This window comes from Mycolicibacterium tokaiense, from assembly GCF_010725885.1.
Lineage (GTDB): Bacteria > Actinomycetota > Actinomycetes > Mycobacteriales > Mycobacteriaceae > Mycobacterium > Mycobacterium tokaiense.
Map to the genome: position 1 here is coordinate 1,088,379 of NZ_AP022600.1, position 19,837 is coordinate 1,108,215.

Below are 19,837 nucleotides of genomic sequence, written 5' to 3' on the forward strand. Positions count from 1 at the left end.
TGTCACTGCTGTTTTCGGCGGCCAGTTTTTGTCGGACCCCGTCGTTATCGTGGAGGCATGTTCGCAGGGTTGCCCGATTGCGCAGCGCGGTCGCAGATGACCGACGTGCAACTCGACGATGCGATCACCACCTACACCGCCCTGGCCGCCACCGTCGCCGCCCACCGGCTGCTGTTCATCGCCGAGAAGACCAGCCGCACCTACACCGACGACTACGACACCCGTCGAGGACACCGAAGCCGCCTGGAAGTCCGCTGCCGCGGAGATCTCGTTGGCCAGCGACACCAGCCACGGCCGCGCGTCCAACGACATGGAAATCGGCCTCGCGCTGGCCACCCGGTTGCCCAGGATCGCTGAACTGTTGCTGGGCGGGCAGATCTCGGAATACATCGCCCGACGCATCGTGCACCGCACCACCAACATCATCGACCCCGACGTACTCGCCGTCGTCGAAACCCACCTCGCCGAGGCCGCCACCACCTGGGGTGCCCTATCGGTCAAGAAACTCGACAACGCCATCGACATCTGGGTGAATCGGTACGACCCGGCGGCGGTGCGCCAGGTGCGGGTGCGGGTCCGCGACCGCGGTGTGGAGATCCTGGAAACCAAAGACGGGGTCACCGAGGTCCTGCTGCGCCTCACCGGTGCCGATGCCGCGTTGTATTGGCAGCGGATCACCGCGATGGCCAAAGGGGTCTGCACAGACGACCCCCGGACGCTGAATCAGCGCCGCGCTGATGCCCACGGGGCGCTGGGGGCGGGGTTCTTCCACCTGGCGTGTCAGTGCGGGAACCCGGACTGCCCCGCCGCCGCCGACGATGATGGCCGGGCCTCGCAGGTGGTGGTGCACATCTACACCGAAGCGGCCACCCTCGACGCACAGCCCGATCCGTTGATGGACGGCGACACGCCGCTGCCGCCAGACCCTGGCCAGCCGCGCAGTGACATCACCCTGGTCTACCCCGACGGCACCCGCGTCCCCCTCGACGGCGAACCAGAACCCGCCCGCGAACAGGAGAGCACCAACGATGGCTCACCTGCCGAATGCCGGCCCGCGGAAGAACACGAAGCGCCCGGCGTGGATCAGGCTTCGCCCACCGAGACCGGGCCCGAGCCCGAGGTGGACGGGGAGGCCGGCAAGGCCACACCAGAACACGACGTTCCCGTCGCGGAACAGGATGCACCTGTCGAGGCCGACCATGCCGTGCCAGCACCCTGCGTGCCCAATCCGCCCCCGGGCATCCTGGTGGGCTTCGGGGCGATGCCGGCGCCGCTGATCGCCGCGCTCATCGCCCGCGGCGCACCAGTCCGCCACCTCACCGCACCGGGAACGGACCCCGAGCAGCGGTACCGCCCGTCAACAGCCCTGCAGGAGTGGACCACCGCCCGCGACCTGACGTGCCGGTTCCCGAACTGCGACCGCCCGGCCCAGTTCTGCGAATGGGACCACACCACCCCGTGGCCGGCCGGCAAAACTCACGCCTCCGGCGGCAAGATGTACTGCAAGCTGCATCATTTCGGCAAAACGTTCTGGGCCGGGTGGACCGACAGCCAAGCCCCCGACGGCACCATCACCATCACCACCCCCACCGGGCAGACCTACACCAGCAAGCCCGCCAGCCGCCTGTACTTCCCGGCCATCAGCACCACCTCAGCTCCGATCAACACGCCCCTGCCGACACCCACCCCGCCCGGCAAGATCAACCACATCCCCACATACCGAAAACGCAACCACGCCCGACAACGCGCCTACCGCATCAACGCCGAACGCAAACTCAACGACGCCCACGTCACCGAATGGAACAGACCACCACCGTTTTAGAGCAGCCGGATCGGCGCACCCCGCAGCCAGGCGTGGATGTCTTCCACCGCCTGGGAGTAGGCCGTGCTGTAGGCCGCATCGGTGACGAACCCGATATGCGGTGTCGCAACCACATTCGGCAGCGTCCGCAGCGGGTGATCGGCGGGCAGCGGCTCGGCATCGAATACGTCCAGCGCGGCGGCACCGAGAGTTCCCGAGGACAGCGCCGCCACCAGTGCAGCCTCGTCCACCAGCGGGCCCCGAGAGGTATTCACCAACAATCCGGTCGGGCCCAGCGCCGCCAGCTCCGCAGCACCCACCACCCCACGTGAGCGTTCGCTGAGCACCAGATGCACTGTCACAACGTCGGATTCGGCGAACAGCCGCTCTTTGGTCACCGGCTCCACACCCAGCTCACGAGCATGGGCGGCATCGAGGTTGGCGCTCCACGCCAGTACCGTCATCCCGAACGCCTGCGCATACCGCGCCATCTGACTGCCGATGTGCCCGAGGCCGACGATGCCCAGCGTCCGTCCGTGCAGTTCGGCCCCGACGGAGATCTGCCAGCCACCGGCCCGCAGGTCGGCCACCTCAGCGGGAATGTGGCGGGCCGCCGCCATCAGCAGCGCCCAGGTGTGCTCGCCGGCGGCATGCCGCGACATCCCGGTACCACTGACCACCACCCCACGCTCGGCCGCCGCGGCCAGATCGATGGCCGCATTTCGGGTGCCCGTGGTGACGATCAGCTTCAGCTGCGGCAGGGCTTCGATGACACTGCGGCCCAGGGAAGTGCGTTCCCGCATGGCCACCACCACCTGGGCGTCGGTCAACTCGGCCACCGTCTCGGAGTCAGAGGCAAAAGCCCGGCGGAACACCCGGATGTCGAAATGCGGACGCAGTGAGTCGAAGTCACCGAAGGACAACGCCACATCCTGGTAGTCGTTGAGAATGGCCAGCACGGGTTTCATCGCGCCTCCGCGGGTTCCGGTGTGTCGGTGACGGAGCTGTCCAGCGGCGGCGGCCTGCGCCGGTACTCCCACCGCCGCAACGCCTGCCGGCACGGCTGCTCCACCAAGGCATAGGACACCGCCGCCAAGGCGAACCCGAGCAGCAGTGTCAGCACCAGCACCGTGGGCATGTGCCCGTTGAACGCGAACTCACCGATCATCGGGAACACCATGGCCAGCGCGGCCAGATGCCACACGAACAGGCCATAGGACCACCGACCCAACGTCACCATGAGCGGGCTACCCAGAATGCGGTGGCGGGTGCCGGGCTCGTCGAGCACCAGCGGCGCCAACAGGGCCGCTGCCAGCACCGCGCCCATGGCGGTCTTGACGGCGAATTGCAAGGCGGTGCCCGGCACCAGCCCCTCGGGTCCGGCCACCGGCGACGCCGCCACCAGGAACGCGGTCACCGCCACGGCCGCCATCAGCAGCCGTCGTCGCGCCAACCGGTGCCACCACCCGACGGGGCTGACCGTCAGCTCGGCCACCAGCATGCCCGCGGCGAACCAGGAGGCGAACGCCGGCGGCCAGTTCAACGGATTCAGCCCGTCGGGGGCCACGTCCAGAGCCGACACCACCCACGCCCAGCCCCAGCTGGCCACCGCGACGGAGGCGATGGCGGGGATGCGGGCCCGCACCGGCAGCCACCGCGCGCACAACGCCAGCAGCGGCAGCACCAGGTAAAAGCTGACTTCGACCGACAGACTCCACATCTGGGTCAGCCCGGCGGTCAGCGTCAACGGCACATAGATCTGGGTCAGTGTCAGATTGGCCCACCAGACCGTCCAGCTGGCGCCGGTGGCATCGGGCATCAGCAGCAGGATGACGACCACGGCCACCAGGTACCCCGGCATGATGCGCACCAGCCGCGACCGCAGATAGTGCCCGGTGGGCGGAGTGCGGCGCAGACCGCGGGCGGCGGCGGCGTGCCCGCGCCAGAGCAGAAAGCCGGACAGGGCGAAGAACACGGCCACCGCGAGGTCGAAGCGGCCGAGCAGGCGACCGTCGACTCCGGAAGAATGGCCGGTCTGGAACGCAACATGGGTGACGACCACGCCGATCGCGGCGCACGCACGCATACCCTCGACGGCAGGAAGGAAGCTGCGCGTGCTCCACTCCTGCCGGTGTTCGGGACCTGTAGACATCGGGTCCAGTGTGCCAAGGGGTAACGAAGTCGGGTAAGCCAGCGCCTTAGAGTCTGCTGTTAGGGTCAACGGGGTTTGCCCCACCTGCGGTGCTACGAAAGGAAGGTACGCACAACGTGAACCGAGCAGTCATGTTGCGTATCGCCGCATGCGGCATCTTGGGTCTGGGCGCAGCCCTGCTGATCGCTGCGTTGCTGTTGACCACCTACACATCGGGCAAGATCGAGCAGATCCCGCTGAACATCGACAACTCGTTGATCAGCGACGGCACCGGGACCGCCCTGGACCCGGCGTCCCTGTCCGGTGAACGGTTCGTCATCGACCGCGACGTTCCTGTCGTCTCGCAGCAGCAGGTCAGTGTCGAGTCGCCGTCCAACGCCGACGTGGTGACGCTGCAGGTGGGCACCACGGTGCGCCGGACCGACAAGCAGCAGGACAACGGCCTGCTGCTGGCCATGGTCGACACCGTGACGCTGAACCGCCAGACGGCCATGGCGGTCTCCGACGACACCCACCCCGGTGGGTCGGTGCAGAAGCCGCGCAGCATCGAAGACACCAAGCCGCCGACCAACGTCGCGCTGCCCCACGACGGGCTGTCCTACCGGTTCCCGTTCAACACGGAGAAGAAGACCTACCCGTACTTCGATCCGATCGCCCAGCGCGCCTTCGACGCCAACTACGAAGGTGAAGAGGACGTCAACGGCCTGACCACCTACCGCTTCACCCAGAACGTCGGCTACGACGCCGATGGCGAGCTGGTGGAACCGGTCAAGTACGCGTCGCTCTACGACAACAACGAGGACAGCGAGACCACCGCCCGCGCCGTGCAGTGGGGCGTCGAGGCCGCCGATCCCGAAGAGCCGATCACCATGACGCGCTACTACGCCGCGCAGCGCACCTTCTGGGTGGACCCGGTGTCCGGCGTCATCGTCAAGGCCGAAGAACACGCCAACCACTACTACTCCCGCGACGAGCTGCGGCCCGAGGTCACCATGGCCGACTACACCGTGACGTCCAACGAGGAGACCGTCGAGTCGCAGGTGGCCGCGGCGCGCGACGAGCGCGACCGGATCGGACTGTGGTCGTCGGTGCTGCCCATCACCTTCACCGCCGCCGGGCTGATCGCCCTGGTGGGCGGCGCGCTGCTGGGCTCGTTCAGCCTGCGCGCCGAATCCGCCCTGATCGATCCGGGCGAGGGCGAATCCGGCGGCTTCTTCGCCGGGCTGGGTGGCAGGCGCGCCGAGGACACCGGTCCGATGCCCGCCGCCGAGGCCGAGACCGAGAAGCTGCCCGCGCAGCGACCGGACCTGCATCCCGACCCAGGTCCGCCCGACCGTCGGTAACCGGGTGGTGCCGGGGTGCGCGCTGGCACTGAGCCTGCTGATCACGGCACCGTTGCTGGCGCCCGGGTACCTGCTCCTGCGTGACGCGGTATCCACCCCGCGGTCCTACTTCTCCGACGCCGCCCTGGGGCTCACCGAGGCCGCGCCGCGGGCGCTGCCGCAGGACTTCGCGCTGGCCCTGGCGTCGCCACTCGTCGACGGCGGACTGCTGACCAAGCTCCTGCTGATCGCCGGCCTGTGGGCGGCAGGTTGGGGCGCCGCCCGGCTGGCCGGACACGTACTGAACGCGGGCCTGCCCGGGCAGCTCGTCGCAGCAACCGTCGCGGTGTGGAACCCCTACGTGGCAGAGCGCCTGCTGCAGGGGCACTGGAGTCTACTGCTGGGTTACGGCGCGCTGCCGTGGGTGGCGGTGACCGTGCTGCGCCTGCGCGCCGCCGAACCGGGGTACCTCAAGCTGGCGTTCTGGCTGGCCACGGCGGGTCTGACGCCCACCGGTCTGCTGCTGGCCGCGGCGGTGGCGGCGGTGTGTGACGGCTCCAGGGTCGCGACGAAGGCTGCCACTCGCCGCGGCGGTGACGGGCCTGTCTGTGCTGGCGGCGCTGCCGTGGCTGGTGGCAGCGGCGGTGGCGTCGTCGTTGTCGACATATCAGGCGGCCGGCGTACCCGGGGTGGAGGCGTTCGCGGCCCGCGCCGAACCCGGTCTCGGGACACTCGGCAGCCTCGCCGGGCTGGGTGGAATCTGGAACGCCGAAGCGGTGCCGGGATCACGCTCGACGCTGTTCGCATTGCTGGCGACGGCCGTGCTGCTGGTGATCGTGGCCCTCGGCGTCCCGGTGGCCGCCCGGGTGCGGGCCGCGGTGCCGCTGCTGATCTTGGCCGCGGTGGCGGTGGTGGTGCCTGCGGTGATGGCCACCCCGCCCGGACTGGCAGTCACCCGCGCAGTGGTGGAGACCCTGCCCGGGCTGGGGGTGTTGCGTGATGCCCAGAAGTGGGTCGCGCTGGCGATGCCCGGATACGCGCTGGCCGCGGCCGGGGCCGTGCAGACGCTGGCCCGGCTCCGGGTGAAACCAGCCGTTGCCGCGGTGGCGTGCTGCACAGCGGTGATCGTTGTCCTCCCCGATCTGGCCTGGGGCGTGTGGGGCAAGGTGACGCCGGTTCGCTACCCCGCCGGCTGGGCCGCTGTGGCCGAGCAGATCAACGCCGACCCGCGGCCGGTGGCGGTGCTGCCCGCAGACTCGATGCGGGTGTTCGAGTGGTCCGGGCCCGCGCCGGTGCTCGACCCGCTGCCCCGGTGGGTGCGGGCCGACGTGCTGACCACGGGTGATCTGTCCATCTCGGGTGACACCGTGCTGGGCGAGGGCGGGCATGCGCGGGCGGTGCAGAATCTGCTGCTCGAGGGCGCCGACCCGCAGCGGCTCGCCGACGCAGGCGTTGGCTGGGTGGTCTCGGAGACCGGATCGGCCGGCGAATTCGGTTCGGCGGCAAGCACTCTGGAGCGCCTTCCGGTGACCTACCAGGATGAGCAGATGACGCTGCACCGCGTCGGCGGTGATGCTCCCGGCGCCGGGACCGCCCAGCGTGCGGTGGTGCTGGCAGCGCACTGGGTGTGGCTGGCACTGCTGCTGGCGGGGCTGGCCGGGTTCTTGCCCGCCGTCACACGACGCCGCTGAGCCGCTGCCCGCGGTGCACCGCGTCCAGCACCGTCCGCATGGCCGCGGCGCTCTGCGGCCAGGAGAAATCGCCGCTGCGGGCCTGGGCCTTGTCGCCGAGCCCGGTGCGCAACTCGGCGTTACGCAGCAGTTCCTCCAGGCGCTCCACCAGCTCGTCGGGGTCGGCGACCAGGACACCGGTCACCCCGTCGACGATGGAGTCCGACAGACCACCCGAGGAGGCGTAGCCGATGGTGGGCACGCCGTGCTGGGCTGCTTCCACCACGGCCAGTCCCCAGCCTTCCTTGCGGGACGGCAGCACGTGCACCCAGGACCGTTGCACCACTTCGTGTTTGGTGGCGTCGTCGACGTGGCCGTGGAAGGTGACGGCATCGGAGATGCCGAGCAGCTCGGCGTAGTCCACCAGAGGTTGGTGCCACCACCCGCCGCCGACCACATCCAGGTGCAGGTCGGGGATGCGCGGGCGCAGCGCGGCCACCGCATCCAGGGCGTCCTCGATCTGCTTGTGCGGCACCAGCCGGGACAGCACCGCCACCCGCGGCGTCTCGGACCGGCGCACCTGCAGCGATCCCGGCGGCACCTCGTCGAGGCCGTTGCGCACCACGGCGATCCGGTCCTGACCGACCCCGAGCGCCGTCAGATCCCGCGCCGACGGCAGCGACACCGTGACGTACTGGTGACGGCGGTGCATCCACGGCGAGAGCCGCGACTCGATGAACCACCCCACCCGGCCCAGCACCGGACCCGCCACCGGCCACTGCTCGCGGTGACAGTGGTGCACCAGCAGGATCACCCGCCGGCCATAGGCCAGCCGGGCCAGGAACGGAATGCCGTTCTGGGTGTCGATCACCACATCGGGGCGCGCCCTGCGCAGCGGTCCCAGTCCGAAGCGGGCGGCCACCATGGCCAGGCCCGCCCAGATGTAGAGCGTGTAGGGGCTGCCGCCGCGGCTGATCCGCACCCCGTCGACGGTCTCCGACCGCGCGGCACCGTCATACCGGGCGGTGCGCAGCGTGACCTGGACGCCGGCCGCGGCCAGCTGCGCGCCGATGCGCTGCAGGTAGGCCTCGCTGCCGCCGCCCTGCGGGTGGCCGCTGTCCCGCCAGCACAACAGCAGCACGGAGCGGACTCCGTGCTGCTGGTCGCCGGCGAGTGTCATCGCCAGCCAGCCTAACCGGGTTGATTCGGTCGGCCCTGTCTCCCCGGCTCCTCCGTCGCCGCCTCGACGACCGACCGCGTAGGGTCCCCTCCGATGACGGCCACGGACCTGTTCGCGAGGCGCGCGACGCTGGCGAGGTCGCTGCGGCTGCTGTCACAGTTCCGCTTCGAGCAGAGCGATCCCGCCCGGTTCTACGGGGCGCTGGCGCAGGACACCGCAGTGATGGTCGACGACCTGTGGCGCGGTGTCACGGGGAGCGCCCTGGCCGGACGTACGGTCCTCGACGTGGGCGGCGGCCCGGGATACTTCGCCGACGCCTTCGCCGCGCGCGGTGCCGCCTACATCGGTGTGGAGCCGGACCCGCGGGAGATGCACGCCGCCCCCGGCCGGCTCGGGGGCGCGGGTACGTTCGTCCGCGCATCGGGCCTGGCGCTGCCGTTCGCCGACGGCAGCGTCGATGTCTGCCTGTCGTCCAACGTCGCCGAGCATGTCGCCCAGCCGTGGCGGTTGGGTGCCGAGATGCTGCGGGTGGTACGCCCCGGCGGGGTGGCCATCCTGTCGTACACGGTGTGGCTGGGGCCGTTCGGCGGGCACGAGATGGGCCTGACGCACTATCTGGGCGGGGCTCGGGCGGCCGCCCGCTACACCCGCAAGCACGGCCACCCACCGAAGAACAACTACGGATCGTCGCTTTTTGCGGTGTCGGCTGCCGACGGCCTGGATTGGGCGGCGAACACCGGCGCGCTGGTGGCCGCATTTCCCCGCTACCACCCGCGATGGGCCTGGGCACTGGTAGCCGTACCCGGGGTCCGGGAGTTTCTGGTGAGCAATCTGGTGCTGGTGCTGCGCCGGCCCTGAATTCCAGAACTGCAACAGGTTCTCGTTGCGCCGGATTCTCGGTAGTGTGACGCTCATGACACAGAGCGTTGATGCCGCGTACAAAACCGAGTACGACAAGCTGTTCATCGGCGGCCAGTGGACCGAACCTGCCACCGGCGAGGTGATCGAGGTCTTCTCCCCCGCCACCGGCGAGAAGGTGGGTCAGGTGCCGTTGGCCTCTGCGGCCGACGTCGATGCCGCCTGCGCGGCCGCCCGCAAGGCCTTCGACGAGGGCCCGTGGCCCACCATGGCACCGGCCGAACGCGCCGCCGTGATCGAGCGCGCGACCAAGCTGATCGAAGAGCGCGCCGACCTGTTCAAGCACCTGCTCACGCTGGAGACGGGACAGCCCGCGACGATCGTCGACATGATGCAGTACGGCGCCGGGATGTCGACGCTGCAGTACTACGCGGGTGCGGCCGACAAGTTCACCTGGCAGGACATCCGCGACGGCATCTACGGCCAGACGCTGGTGCTCAAGGAGCCGGTGGGTGTGGTGGGCGCGGTGATCGCGTGGAACGTCCCGTTCTTCCTGGCCTGCAACAAGCTGGGTCCCGCGCTGCTGGCCGGCTGCACCGTGGTGCTCAAGCCCGCGGCCGAGACCCCGCTGTCGGTCAACGCGATGGCGGAGGCCTTCGCCGAGGCCGGCCTACCCGAGGGCGTGCTGTCGATCGTGCCCGGCGGCGTGGAGACCGGCCGTGCGCTGGTGAACAATCCCGAGCTGGACAAGCTGACCTTCACCGGCAGCTCGGCGGTGGGTAAGGAGATCGGCAAGGTGGCGGCCGAGAAGCTCAAGCCGTGCACGCTCGAGCTGGGCGGCAAGTCCGCGGCGATCATCCTCGAAGACGCCGATCTGGACTCCACCCTGCCGATGCTGGTGTTCTCCGGACTGATGAACTCCGGGCAGGCGTGTGTGGGGCAGACCCGGATCCTGGCGCCCCGGTCCCGCTACGACGAAGTGGTGGAGAAGCTGGCCGCGGGCGTCGCGGGCATGCAGGCCGGGCTGCCCGACAATCCCGCCGCGATGATCGGCCCGCTGATCTCGGAGAAGCAGCGCGACCGGGTGGAGGGCTACATCAAGAAGGGCATCGAGGAAGGCGCCCGCGTGGTGGTGGGCGGCGGCCGGCCCGAGGGGCTCGACAGCGGGTGGTACGTGCAGCCCACGGTGTTCGCCGACGTCGACAACTCGATGACCATCGCGCAGGAGGAGATCTTCGGCCCCGTTCTGGCGGTGATTCCTTACGACACCGAAGAGGACGCGATCCGCATCGCCAACGACTCCGCCTACGGTTTGGCGGGCAGCGTGTACACCACCGATTTCGCGCGGGCGATCAAGGTGGCCAAGCGGATTCGCACGGGGACGTATGCGGTGAACATGTACGCGTTCGACCCCGGCGCCCCGTTCGGCGGCTACAAGAACTCCGGCGTCGGCCGGGAGAACGGCCCCGAGGGCATCGCGTCCTACACCGAGTCCAAGAGTGTGCTGCTGCCGTTCGGCTATACGCCGGAGTGAGTCCGAGCCGCTGAGGGACGAAGCGGCGAAGGAGCTCACGACCAGACAACCCGGAGTGAGTCCGAGCCGCTGAGGGACGAAGCGGCGAAGGAGCTCACGACCAGACAACCCGGAGTAGTCAGCTCAGCGGGAACGAGTGGTGCTCGTGGGCGACCAGCCAGCGTCCGTCGTGCTTGCGCAGTCCCAGGGTGAGGCGTAGGCGCAGCGCTGGTCTGGCGGTCAGCTCCACCGGTGTGCCACAACGCAGCAGGGCATGGGCGTACGCCACGCGGTCACCGGCGGTGATGTCGAGGTCGACGAGATCGAAGAAGGCCCCGCCGGCGATGTAGTCGAAAAATGGTTCCCAGCATTCGCGGTACGCGGCCATGCCCCGTACACCGTCGTAGGGCGGCGGGACGTCGAACATGACGATGTCGTCGGCATGGCCGGCGAGCGCCCCGTCCAGGTCGCGGGACTGGATGGCGCTGACCCATCCGTGCACCAGGTCACGGATGGCACAGTGGTCGTCGCTCATACCCGGATAGACCGCGCGGGCCCGGCGAACTCATCGCCGATCCCAGCGGGCCACCACGAAGTCACCGTTGGTGGCCGACTCCGCGAGTCGCCATTCCGAGCGCAGCGGCAGCACCGGCGCGCCGGCGCCCAGCGTGCACGGCGCATAGCTGACGATCATTGTGTCGATCAGCCCCTCGGCGACGAACTGCGCCGCGATCTGCCCGCCTCCCATCACCCAGACATCCTTGCCGCCGGCGGCCCGCACCAGTTCCGGGTGCAGATCCGCGGCGCTGCCGGCAAACGGCTGCACCGGATGCCCGGCGGCGATGATGTCCGGGCGGCGCGTCATCACCCAGGAGGGCACGTCATACATCCAGTCCCCCGGCTGATTCTCCAGCAGCCATTCGTAGGTGGCCGAACCCATCACGAGTGACCCGATGGACGCCATGAACGCGTCGATGCCGAACGGCCCCTCGTTGTCGATGGCGCGGGTGACCAGCCAGTCGAGGCTGCCGTCTGGGTCGACGATGAAGCCGTCCAGGCTCGACGCGGTGTAGTAGACGGTGCTCACTCAGTGTCCCCTCATCCATTCCAGTGGGTCGCCGCGATGGGTCTGCACGCCGAGCCCGGCCAGCATGGCGCGGGCCAGGTGTCGGCGGTGGGCCGAGTAGGTCAGAACGTGGGCCACGATCCCGAAGAGCTGGAACGACTCCGGCGGCTCGCAGAGCGCGTCGATCACCGTGTCGCCCATCCGGCCGTCGGCAGCCAGCCGGGTGATGGTGGCCTCCCAGTGCGCGCCGATCTGGTCGTGGTGGGCGGCCAACTCCCGGGGACTCGTGACAGCGGGGTCGGTGGCGTCGCGGGTCGGGAAGTCACGGCCTTCGATGCTGGCCAGCCACACCTGCTTGGACCACACCAGCGCACACAGCACCGCGCCCACGCTGGGCTCCGGCCCGTCCCATTCGAGCACCGTCTGCCCCGGTGAAACCTCATGGCGCCATTGCTCTTCGGTGAGCGCGGCGGCACGGCCGATGAGGTAACCGGTATCGGCGACGTCATGGGCCATCATCAACGCACCCACATCGGTCTGGACCGGGGTCGGCGAATCCAGCCACAGCGAGTGCGGCGGATGGAAATGCAGACCGTTGGGGGCGGGCAGGCGGAACTGCGCACCCACCTGCGACGGCGGGGTGCCGAAGCTGCGGCGGAAGGCGCGCGAGAACACCTCGGCCGACGACCAGCCCTCGGCGGCGGCGACGGCGGCCACCCCTTCGCCGCGTTGCAGCCGCCAGGCCGCACGCTCGAGCATGATCCGCCGCCGCAACGCGGCCGGGGGTTCGCCGGTGAGTCTGCGGACCTCGCGAGAGAAGTGGAACTCCGAGACGTAGGCACTGCGGGCCATGCCTTCGACGTCCTCGTTCTCGCCGGAGACGACCGCATCCAGCAGTTCCCGCAATCGGTCCCGGCCCCGCGGCGACGGTTGCACTGTCACACCCCGAGTATCACCACCGGCGCACCGCTTGGACATGACGATTCCTGCGCAGCCACGCGCTATGTTGGCAATCCGATGCAGGTGGACTGCCCGACCGACGAAGTGAGGGCGCGATGACCGAACTGACCGACTTGCGCACCCAGGTGCGCGAATTCGTGGCCGCCGACCGCGTCGAGCACGGCTGGACGCCCGAGATCGACGCCTGGCTGTGTGGCGCCGACCCCGGCTTCAGTTCCCGGCTGGGTGCGGCCGGGTTTCTGGGTCTCACCATTCCCGAGAAGTACGGCGGCCACGGGCTCGGGCATCTGCACCGCTACGTCGTGACCGAGGAGCTGCTGATCGCGGGGGCTCCGGTGGCCGCGCACTGGTTCGCCGACCGGCAGGTGGCACCAGGGCTGCTGACCTACGGCAGCGAGAAGCAGCGCACCCGCATCCTGCCGGAGATCGCCGCAGGTCGCTTCTATTCGGGTATCGGGATGAGCGAGCCGCAGGCCGGGTCGGACCTGGCCGCGGCATCCACGCGGGCCACCCGCACCGACGGCGGCTGGGTCCTCAGCGGCCGCAAGGTGTGGACCAGCAGCGCTCATCTGGCGCACGAGATCGTGGTGCTGGCACGCACCAGCCCGGCCGATCCCGAACACCGCCACGCCGGTTTCAGCCAGTTCCTGGTGCCCACCGACGTCGCGGGCCTGAGCATCGATCCCATCGTCACCACCGACGGCGAACACCACTTCAACGAACTGGTCTTCGAGGACGCGTTTGTCTCCGACGACGCGTTGCTGGGTGAGGAGGGCAACGGCTGGCACCAGGTGACCGCGGAGCTGTCGTTCGAGCGCAGCGGCCCCGAGCGCATCCTGAGCACCGCGCCCCTGCTGCTGCCGTTACTGCGTGCGCTGTCGGGCCGGGCCGACATCGACGACGGCACCGCTGCCGACATCGGCCACCTGGTGGCGCGGCTGGTGTCGTTGCGGCAACTGTCGGTCTCGGTGGCCCACGCGTTGGCCGCCGGTGAGCCCGCGGCCAACCAGGCCGCACTGGTCAAGGACCTGGGCACGCGGTTCGAACAGGAGTCGGTGAATCTGGCCGCCGAGTTGGCGGAGTTCGTGCACCGGGGTGACCGGGCGTACGCGGATCTGGCCGTGCTGCTGCGGGCGTCGCGGCTGCACTCACCGATGTTCACGCTCCGGGGTGGCACCAACGAGGTGCTGCGTGGAGTGATCGCGCGGGGAATGGGGTTGCGATGAGCGCGAGCGCGTTGTCCGGAGGGGTGTTCGCCGCCGGCTCGAACGACGAGCTGGCCGAGCTGCGGGCGCTGGTGAACGACATCGGTGAACAGGCGGCCGGGCACCGGCTCCCGGAGAGGTTCGACGTCGGCGTCTGGGCGCACCTCGAGGAGACGGGGCTGAGCCGGCTCACCACCGCCGAGGGCGCCGGCCCGGTGGAATCCGCTGTGGTACTGCGGGAACTGGCCCGGCATGCGGTGGCTGCGCCGGTGGCCGAAACCGACCTGCTGGCCGCGTGGCTGGCCGGCGCCACCGGCGTGGACGTGCCGCCCGAGGGACCTCTGACAGTGGCCATCGGCGACGCCGAGTCCGACGGCCGGCGACTGAGCGGAACCGTCGACGACGTGCCGTGGACCCGGGCGGCGGCGCGGGCACTGCTGGTGCTGTGCGCCGGTGGGCGTTGGTACGTCGCCGCGGTGGAGCCCGGTGATCTGGACATCTCCGACGGATACAACATTGCCGGTGAGCCCAGGGACACCGTGGGTTTCGAAGTCACCGGCACCGAGATCGACGCCGAGGTGGTGGCCGAACTGCGACGCCGGGGAGCCTGGGCTCGGTGTGTGCAGATCATCGGGGCGCTGGACGCGGCCGCGGAGATGTCGGTGGCGCACACCAGGGATCGGGTGCAGTTCGGCAGGTCGCTGAGCAAGTTCCAATCGGTTCAGCACGTGCTGGCCGGGATGGCGGGCGAGATCGAACGCGCCCGCGCCTCGGTGGAGCTGGCCGTGACCACCGCCGCCGAACACGGATTCGCTGATCCGGCAACCGATTACGCGGTGACGCTGGCCAAGGTGGTGACGGGCGAGGTGGTGCCGGTGGTGAACACCGCCGCACACCAACTGCACGGCGCCATCGGCGTCACCATCGAGCACCGACTGTGGACGTCGACCAACAGGTCCTATGCGTGGGCCGGTGAGTTCGGCAGCACGCGGACACACGCGCGCCGACTGGGCCGCGCTGCGTTGGCGGGCTGCCCGGACGACGGTGCGCTCTGGGATGCCCTGACCGGCAACGATCTGCGGGCCTGGTCCTAGGCAAGCCCGTCAGATCACCTCGGTGATGCGTTGGTGCACGTCGCCGAGGCCGCCCACGTCCAGACCGTACGTGCCCATCAGCACCTGCAGCACCTCGCTGGCGTTGCGTAGCTCCGTCTTGTCGGTATGCCCGTCGCGGTGGTGCACGCGCAGATGTCGTCCACCGAGGTTCCAGCGGGCGTCGTCGGTGACCATGGAGGCGGACAACCCGGTGACGAAGTGCGACTCGGGATAGGTTGACACATACCAACTTCCCACCTCGAGGTCGATCTGCGGAACGGGCCGGTCGGCGAACACGTACAGCGGGTGCCAGCGATCGCCGATCTGGGTCTCCAGCACCCACTCCAACCCGAGTGCGCGCAGCCGGTACGGCTCGTGGCGCGTCTGCTGCACCCGGCCCGGGGTGAAAGTCAGCGCCGCGGTCGGGGTCTGGCCGCCGAACCCCACGTCCACCAGGTAGCGCTGCTCGACGCCGGGGATCCGGACCGACAGCAGTTGGTGGGTCTGCGCCGCCGGCGGTCCGTCCAGCCCGTCCGGTCTCATCCACACCACCCGCGCGCCGCGGGCCTCGGCGTCGAAACCGAGTTCGGTCAGCACCACGAGGAACAGGCCGTTCTGCTCGAAGCAGTACCCGCCGCGGGCCCGGTGCACCATCTTGTCGAACAGGGCGTCGCCCCCGAGATCGACGACGGGGGCACCCATCAGCGGGGTGAGGTTCTCGAACACGATGCTGCGCTGATGCGCGGCGATCAAGGCATCGAGCGTGTCGACGGTCGGCTTCAGGGTGCCGTCGTAGCCGATGCGTTTCAGGTAGGCCGCAATGTCGACGCCGTGGGACATGGGCACCATGATGTGCCCTCAACCGGAGTTGAGGTCAAATGATTTCCGGGCCGCTGCGCGCGCTGCGTTAGCGTCAAGGCATGGATGATGACCTGGTGTCACGGATCGCCGGCGAGGATTTTGTCGCGCTGACGACGTTCAAGCGGGACGGCACGCCGGTGTCGACGCCGATGTGGATCGCGCGCGATGGCGACCACCTGGTGGTCTGGACACCGCGGGAGTCCTGGAAGGTCAAGCGGGTGCGTCGTGATCCGCGGGTGGAGATGAGGCCGTGCAGCCGGATGGGCAAGACCGAGCCCGGCGCACCGGTCCTGGCGGGCACCGCGGTGGTGATCGACGAGCCGGGTCATGTGTCACGGGCGGCCGGCCTGGTCAAGGCCAAATACGGGCTGCAGTTCCGCGTGATCACCGTCATCGAGGCGATCCTGGCGCGCGGGGCCAAACCGCGGGTGGCCTTGCAGATCACCCCGGCCGGGTGACCGCCGCTGCGGGGCCACCGGTACGATCGAAAACTAGAACACGTTCCACTTCGCCGAGGGGTGCCGATGAGCAGCGACGTCGCCAAATGGGATCCCGGCTTCACCGAACGGGTCATCGGCCTGCTGCGGCCACTCGTCAAGGGGTACCACCGGGCCGAGGTGCGGGGTCTGGAGTCCTTCCCCACCGCCGGTGGCGCGCTGGTGGTCGGCAACCACTCCGGCGGGCTGTTCGCCATGGACATGCCGGTCTTCGCCACCGGGTTCTACGACCACTTCGGGTATGAGCGACCGGTCTACACCCTGAGTTTCGACCTGATCTTCACCGGCCCCACCGCCGACTTCTTCCGGCGCATCGGCTTCATCCGGGCCAACCACGAGAACGCCGAGGAAGCCCTGCGCTCGGGTGGTGTGGTCCAGGTGTTCCCCGGCGGCGACTACGACGTGTACCGTCCCACCACCGAACGCAACAAGATCGACTTCGACGGCCGCACCGGATACGTGCGGGCCGCTCTCAATGCGGGTGTGCCGATCGTGCCGTCGGTGGCGATCGGCGGCCAGGAGAGCCAGATCTATCTGTCCCGGGGCACCTGGCTGGCCAGGACTCTGCGGCTGGACAAGCTGTTGCGGGCCAAGATCCTGCCGGTGGGTATCGGCTTCCCGTTCGGCCTGAGCGCGGTGGTCCCGGTGAATGCGCCCCTGCCGACCAAGATCGTGATGCAGGTACTCGACCCCATCGACATCACCGCTCAGTTCGGCGACGAGCCGGATATCGACGAGGTGGACGCCCACGTCCGACTGGTGATGCAACGGGCGCTCGACGAACTGGCTGCGCAGCGCCGCCTTCCGGTGATCGGCTAGCCGTGGCCGACCTCGCCTCCATCGCCGGCTTGGTGTCCACCATGGTGCGCGCCGGCGTCATCGCGCCGCTGCGACCCGACAAGTACCTGCGCATCATGGCCGCCGCCCGGCGTGACGGTCTCTCGGTGACAAGCGGTTTCGCGATGTCGGCACAGCGCTGCCCGGACCGGGCCGCGCTGATCGACGAGTTGGGCACGCTGACGTTCCGCGAGGTCGATCAGCGCAGCGACGCCCTCGCCGCGGCGTTGCAGGCGTTGCCAGGTGATACCGGCACCATCGCCATCATGTGCCGCAACCACCGCGGATTCGTCGAGTCGTTGGTCGCCGCCAACCGGGTGGGCGCCGACGTGTTACTGCTGAACACGTCCTTCGCCGGGCCCGCCCTGGCCGAGGTGGTGACCCGCGAGGGCGTCGACGTGGTGATCTACGACCAGGAGTTCGCGCCGAGTGTGGACACCGCGCTGGCCGGTCTGGACAACACCGTGCGGATCCTGGGGTGGACGGACTCCGATGCCGGCGACGTGGCGACCATCGCGGAGCTGATCGAGCAGCATGCCGGGCAGCATCCGCACAAGCCCTCTCGCGCAGGCAAACTGATCCTGCTGACCTCGGGCACCACCGGCACCCCCAAGGGCGCCGCCCGCACCGGTGGTGGGGTCAACGAACTGCGCGCCATCCTGGAGCGGGTGCCGTGGCACACCGACAAGACGGTGGTGGTGGTGGCTCCGATGTTCCACGCCTGGGGCTTTTCGCAGCTGGTGTTCGCGGCCTCCATGGCGTGCACCGTGGTGACCCGGCGCAAGTTCGATCCCGAGGCCACGCTGGCCCTGGTCGATCAGCACCGCGCCTACGGATTGTGTGTGGTGCCGGTGATGTTCGACCGCATCATGGACCTGCCCGCGGACGTGCTGCGTCGCTACAGTGGACGCACCCTGCGGTTCGCCACCGCGTCGGGGTCACGGATGCGTCCCGACGTGGTGACCCGGTTCATGGACACCTTCGGCGACATCATCTACAACAACTACAACGCGACCGAGGCAGGGATGATCGCCACGGCCACCCCCTCCGATCTGCGCGCCGCACCCGACACCGCGGGAAAACCGGTGGCGGGCACCGAGATCAGGATCCTCGACGACAGCTTCACCGAGGTGCCCACCGGGGAGGTGGGGCAGATCTTCGTGCGCAACACCAGCCAGTTCGACGGGTACACCTCCGGGACGACGAAAGACTTCCACGAGGAGTTCATGGCCTCCGGTGATCTGGGCCGCGTCGACGCCGAAGGCCGGCTGTTCGTGGTGGGCCGCGACGACGAGATGATCGTCTCCGGGGGCGAGAACGTTTATCCCATCGAGGTGGAGAAGACCCTGACGAACCATCCCGCGGTGGCCGAGGCCAGCGTGATCGGCGTCGACGACGAGACCTACGGGCAGCGCCTGGTGGCGTTCGTGGTGCTGCGCGACGAGGCACCGGTGGAGGACCTCAAGCAACATGTCCGCGACAACCTGGCCAATTACAAAGTGCCGCGTCAGGTCACGGTGCTCGACGAGTTGCCTCGCAACAACACCGGAAAAGTGCTGCGGCGGGAGTTACAAGCGATGGTCGATGGCTGAACGCATCCGGCGCAGGCGGTACCCCTTGGTGCGCGCCGCCGTCGAACTGGCCAACGCCGCCAACGGCTTTCGTCCCCTGGCCCGCAAAGGTTACGTCACCATCCCGGTGTTCTTCCTGGGGTGGCCCACCGGCGAGATGGCGCCGCTGTACCTCGCCGGGTCGGTTCTCGACGCGATCCGGCGCGGGGTCCGCGGCGACTTCCGCAGCACCCAGGGCCGCCTGGCGTTGGGAGTGACCACCGTCGCCTGGGCTGTGCTGGTGGCCATTCACCGCCGCAATGTGGCCGGTAAGCCGATTTTCGAGTCCGCCCTGCGTGATTCGCTCGGCGACGACTACCGGTCGGTGGCAGCGGCGTCGCAGCCGGCGCGCAAGCACGGCGGGGTATTCGCCACCGGGTGGTCGCGCCGCCGCTACGTCGAGAGCACCGTGCGCTACGGCCCGCACGGGCGGGCCAACCTGGCCGACATCTGGCGTCGTGCCGACCTGCCCCGCGACGGCAAGGCACCGGTGCTGCTGCAGGTCCCCGGCGGCGCCTGGTCCATCGGGATGCGCCGGCCACAGGCCTATCCGTTGCTCAGCCACCTCGCCGAACGCGGGTGGATCTGCGTGTCGATGGCCTACCGGGTGAGCCCACGGCACACCTGGCCGGACCACATCGTCGACGTCAAACGCGCGCTGGCCTGGGTCAAGGACAACATCGCCGACTACGGTGGGGACCCCGACTTCGTGGCCATCAGCGGCGGATCGGCAGGCGGACATCTGACCGCGCTGGCCGCACTGACGCCGGGAGAACCCCAGTGGCAGCCCGGTTTCGAGGACGCCGACACCTCCGTGGTGGCCGCGGTTCCGGTCTACGGCCGCTACGACTGGTACAGCACAGACGGCGAGGGCCGCCCGCAGTTCATCAAGTTCCTGCAGAAGTTCGTCACCAAGACGTCTTTCACCGGACACCGTGACGTCTACGTCGACGCCTCCCCCATCGAGCGCCTGCGTTCGGATGCCCCGCCCTTCTTCATCCTGCACGGTGCCGACGACTCGATCATCCCTGTGCCCGAGGGCCGCGAGTTCGCCGAGGCGCTGCGCGCGGTTTCGGGCAACACGGTGGCCTACTGCGAAGTGCCGCACGCCCAGCACGCTTTCGACTTCTTCGGCTCACCGCGGGGGCACTACACCGCCGAGGCCATCGAGCGGTTCCTGTCCTGGGTGCACGCCAAACGCTAGGCCGGCG

At 69.3% G+C, this 19,837-nt stretch carries 18 protein-coding genes and 1 pseudogene; 12 read left to right on the plus strand and 7 right to left on the minus strand.

Features of this window, described 5'->3' with window-relative positions; all coding sequences use genetic code 11:
• Nucleotides 1-57 precede the first annotated feature (57 nt).
• Together G6N58_RS05200 and G6N58_RS05205 are read left to right on the plus strand one after the other, a co-directional pair.
• Entirely contained in the window at nucleotides 58-357 is a 300-nt protein-coding gene (locus G6N58_RS05200; protein ID WP_163907922.1) for a hypothetical protein, read from the plus strand.
• On the plus strand, nucleotides 272-1,822 hold the full coding sequence (locus G6N58_RS05205) for a DUF222 domain-containing protein (protein ID WP_163907924.1): 1,551 nt from the start codon (nucleotides 272-274) through the stop codon (nucleotides 1,820-1,822). The genes G6N58_RS05200 and G6N58_RS05205 overlap by 86 nt, the downstream gene beginning before the upstream one ends.
• Here the strand turns inward: G6N58_RS05205 and G6N58_RS05210 are convergent.
• Together G6N58_RS05210 and G6N58_RS05215 are read right to left on the minus strand one after the other, a co-directional pair.
• Entirely contained in the window at nucleotides 1,819-2,769 is a 951-nt protein-coding gene (locus G6N58_RS05210) for a D-2-hydroxyacid dehydrogenase family protein (RefSeq protein ID WP_115279472.1), read from the minus strand. The genes G6N58_RS05205 and G6N58_RS05210 overlap by 4 nt on opposite strands.
• Complete coding sequence (locus G6N58_RS05215; RefSeq protein ID WP_115279471.1) at nucleotides 2,766-3,953, minus strand: acyltransferase family protein; 1,188 nt, start codon at nucleotides 3,951-3,953, stop codon at nucleotides 2,766-2,768. The genes G6N58_RS05210 and G6N58_RS05215 overlap by 4 nt, the downstream gene beginning before the upstream one ends.
• 116 nt (nucleotides 3,954-4,069) lie before the next feature.
• Between G6N58_RS05215 and pgfA the strand changes: the two genes are divergently transcribed.
• Nucleotides 4,070-5,296 carry a cell envelope lipid trafficking protein PgfA gene (pgfA, locus tag G6N58_RS05220; protein ID WP_068920179.1) on the plus strand — a complete coding sequence of 409 codons (1,227 nt, stop codon included), beginning with the start codon at nucleotides 4,070-4,072 and terminating at the stop codon, nucleotides 5,294-5,296.
• A 7-nt stretch (nucleotides 5,297-5,303) separates the two neighbouring features.
• Nucleotides 5,304-6,966 (plus strand): annotated as a pseudogene (locus tag G6N58_RS05225) (MmpA family trehalose lipid delivery protein).
• Here the strand turns inward: G6N58_RS05225 and G6N58_RS05230 are convergent.
• Nucleotides 6,950-8,125, minus strand: a complete 1,176-nt coding sequence (locus G6N58_RS05230) for a glycosyltransferase family 4 protein (RefSeq protein WP_115279469.1) — start codon at nucleotides 8,123-8,125, stop codon at nucleotides 6,950-6,952. The pseudogene G6N58_RS05225 and the gene G6N58_RS05230 overlap by 17 nt on opposite strands.
• A 93-nt stretch (nucleotides 8,126-8,218) precedes the next feature.
• Here G6N58_RS05230 and G6N58_RS05235 point away from each other — a divergent pair, with 93 nt between their 5' ends.
• Together G6N58_RS05235 and G6N58_RS05240 are read left to right on the plus strand one after the other, a co-directional pair.
• Nucleotides 8,219-8,983, plus strand: coding sequence for a class I SAM-dependent methyltransferase (locus G6N58_RS05235; RefSeq protein ID WP_115279468.1), 765 nt, complete (start codon nucleotides 8,219-8,221; stop codon nucleotides 8,981-8,983).
• A 55-nt stretch (nucleotides 8,984-9,038) separates the two neighbouring features.
• Nucleotides 9,039-10,517, plus strand: coding sequence for an aldehyde dehydrogenase (locus tag G6N58_RS05240; RefSeq protein ID WP_068918890.1), 1,479 nt, complete (start codon nucleotides 9,039-9,041; stop codon nucleotides 10,515-10,517).
• A 118-nt stretch (nucleotides 10,518-10,635) separates the two neighbouring features.
• Here G6N58_RS05240 and G6N58_RS05245 read toward each other — a convergent pair whose 3' ends face one another.
• Genes G6N58_RS05245 through G6N58_RS05255 form a run of 3 tightly spaced genes read right to left on the minus strand, consistent with a single transcriptional unit; the run spans nucleotide 10,636 to nucleotide 12,540 of the window.
• Nucleotides 10,636-11,031 (minus strand): YybH family protein, encoded by a 396-nt coding sequence (locus G6N58_RS05245; protein WP_115279466.1) that lies wholly within the window; start codon nucleotides 11,029-11,031, stop codon nucleotides 10,636-10,638.
• A gap of 30 nt (nucleotides 11,032-11,061) precedes the next feature.
• The gene (locus tag G6N58_RS05250; RefSeq protein WP_115279465.1) at nucleotides 11,062-11,583 is read right to left on the minus strand and encodes a dihydrofolate reductase family protein; all 522 of its coding nucleotides are present in this window, start codon (nucleotides 11,581-11,583) and stop codon (nucleotides 11,062-11,064) included.
• The gene (locus G6N58_RS05255) at nucleotides 11,584-12,540 is read right to left on the minus strand and encodes a helix-turn-helix domain-containing protein (RefSeq protein WP_115279464.1); all 957 of its coding nucleotides are present in this window, start codon (nucleotides 12,538-12,540) and stop codon (nucleotides 11,584-11,586) included.
• A gap of 77 nt (nucleotides 12,541-12,617) precedes the next feature.
• Here G6N58_RS05255 and G6N58_RS05260 point away from each other — a divergent pair, with 77 nt between their 5' ends.
• Nucleotides 12,618-13,748 (plus strand): acyl-CoA dehydrogenase family protein, encoded by a 1,131-nt coding sequence (locus G6N58_RS05260; protein ID WP_115279463.1) that lies wholly within the window; start codon nucleotides 12,618-12,620, stop codon nucleotides 13,746-13,748.
• Nucleotides 13,745-14,821 carry an acyl-CoA dehydrogenase family protein gene (locus G6N58_RS05265; RefSeq protein ID WP_115279462.1) on the plus strand — a complete coding sequence of 359 codons (1,077 nt, stop codon included), beginning with the start codon at nucleotides 13,745-13,747 and terminating at the stop codon, nucleotides 14,819-14,821. The genes G6N58_RS05260 and G6N58_RS05265 overlap by 4 nt, the downstream gene beginning before the upstream one ends.
• Nucleotides 14,822-14,830: 9 nt before the next feature.
• Here the strand turns inward: G6N58_RS05265 and G6N58_RS05270 are convergent, their stop codons facing one another.
• Entirely contained in the window at nucleotides 14,831-15,661 is an 831-nt protein-coding gene (locus G6N58_RS05270) for an arylamine N-acetyltransferase family protein (protein ID WP_232067736.1), read from the minus strand.
• A gap of 80 nt (nucleotides 15,662-15,741) precedes the next feature.
• Between G6N58_RS05270 and G6N58_RS05275 the strand changes: the two genes are divergently transcribed.
• The 4 genes from G6N58_RS05275 (at nucleotide 15,742) to G6N58_RS05290 (ending at nucleotide 19,830) form a co-directional block, all read left to right on the plus strand.
• Nucleotides 15,742-16,140, plus strand: coding sequence for a PPOX class F420-dependent oxidoreductase (locus G6N58_RS05275; RefSeq protein ID WP_115279460.1), 399 nt, complete (start codon nucleotides 15,742-15,744; stop codon nucleotides 16,138-16,140).
• 66 nt (nucleotides 16,141-16,206) lie between these two features.
• Nucleotides 16,207-16,998 (plus strand): lysophospholipid acyltransferase family protein, encoded by a 792-nt coding sequence (locus tag G6N58_RS05280; protein ID WP_115281795.1) that lies wholly within the window; start codon nucleotides 16,207-16,209, stop codon nucleotides 16,996-16,998.
• A 41-nt stretch (nucleotides 16,999-17,039) separates the two neighbouring features.
• A complete protein-coding gene (gene fadD12, locus G6N58_RS05285; RefSeq protein WP_115281794.1) occupies nucleotides 17,040-18,608 on the plus strand; it encodes an acyl-CoA ligase FadD12 in 1,569 nt (522 codons plus the stop codon).
• Entirely contained in the window at nucleotides 18,601-19,830 is a 1,230-nt protein-coding gene (locus tag G6N58_RS05290) for an alpha/beta hydrolase (protein ID WP_115279459.1), read from the plus strand. The genes fadD12 and G6N58_RS05290 overlap by 8 nt, the downstream gene beginning before the upstream one ends.
• Nucleotides 19,831-19,837 lie beyond the last annotated feature (7 nt).

Coding starts and splice junctions, on each gene's coding strand:
- G6N58_RS05280 (WP_115281795.1), top strand. CDS start 16,207: ATGAGCAGCGACGTCGCCAAATGGGATCCCGGCTTCACCGAACGGGTC.
- G6N58_RS05215 (WP_115279471.1), bottom strand. CDS start 3,953: ATGTCTACAGGTCCCGAACACCGGCAGGAGTGGAGCACGCGCAGCTTC.
- G6N58_RS05230 (WP_115279469.1), bottom strand. CDS start 8,125: ATGACACTCGCCGGCGACCAGCAGCACGGAGTCCGCTCCGTGCTGCTG.
- G6N58_RS05210 (WP_115279472.1), bottom strand. CDS start 2,769: ATGAAACCCGTGCTGGCCATTCTCAACGACTACCAGGATGTGGCGTTG.
- G6N58_RS05270 (WP_232067736.1), bottom strand. CDS start 15,661: ATGTCCCACGGCGTCGACATTGCGGCCTACCTGAAACGCATCGGCTAC.
- G6N58_RS05265 (WP_115279462.1), top strand. CDS start 13,745: ATGAGCGCGAGCGCGTTGTCCGGAGGGGTGTTCGCCGCCGGCTCGAAC.
- G6N58_RS05255 (WP_115279464.1), bottom strand. CDS start 12,540: ATGTCCAAGCGGTGCGCCGGTGGTGATACTCGGGGTGTGACAGTGCAA.
- fadD12 (WP_115281794.1), top strand. CDS start 17,040: ATGGTGCGCGCCGGCGTCATCGCGCCGCTGCGACCCGACAAGTACCTG.
- G6N58_RS05245 (WP_115279466.1), bottom strand. CDS start 11,031: ATGAGCGACGACCACTGTGCCATCCGTGACCTGGTGCACGGATGGGTC.
- G6N58_RS05235 (WP_115279468.1), top strand. CDS start 8,219: ATGACGGCCACGGACCTGTTCGCGAGGCGCGCGACGCTGGCGAGGTCG.
- G6N58_RS05200 (WP_163907922.1), top strand. CDS start 58: ATGTTCGCAGGGTTGCCCGATTGCGCAGCGCGGTCGCAGATGACCGAC.
- G6N58_RS05260 (WP_115279463.1), top strand. CDS start 12,618: ATGACCGAACTGACCGACTTGCGCACCCAGGTGCGCGAATTCGTGGCC.
- G6N58_RS05275 (WP_115279460.1), top strand. CDS start 15,742: ATGGATGATGACCTGGTGTCACGGATCGCCGGCGAGGATTTTGTCGCG.
- G6N58_RS05290 (WP_115279459.1), top strand. CDS start 18,601: ATGGCTGAACGCATCCGGCGCAGGCGGTACCCCTTGGTGCGCGCCGCC.
- G6N58_RS05240 (WP_068918890.1), top strand. CDS start 9,039: ATGACACAGAGCGTTGATGCCGCGTACAAAACCGAGTACGACAAGCTG.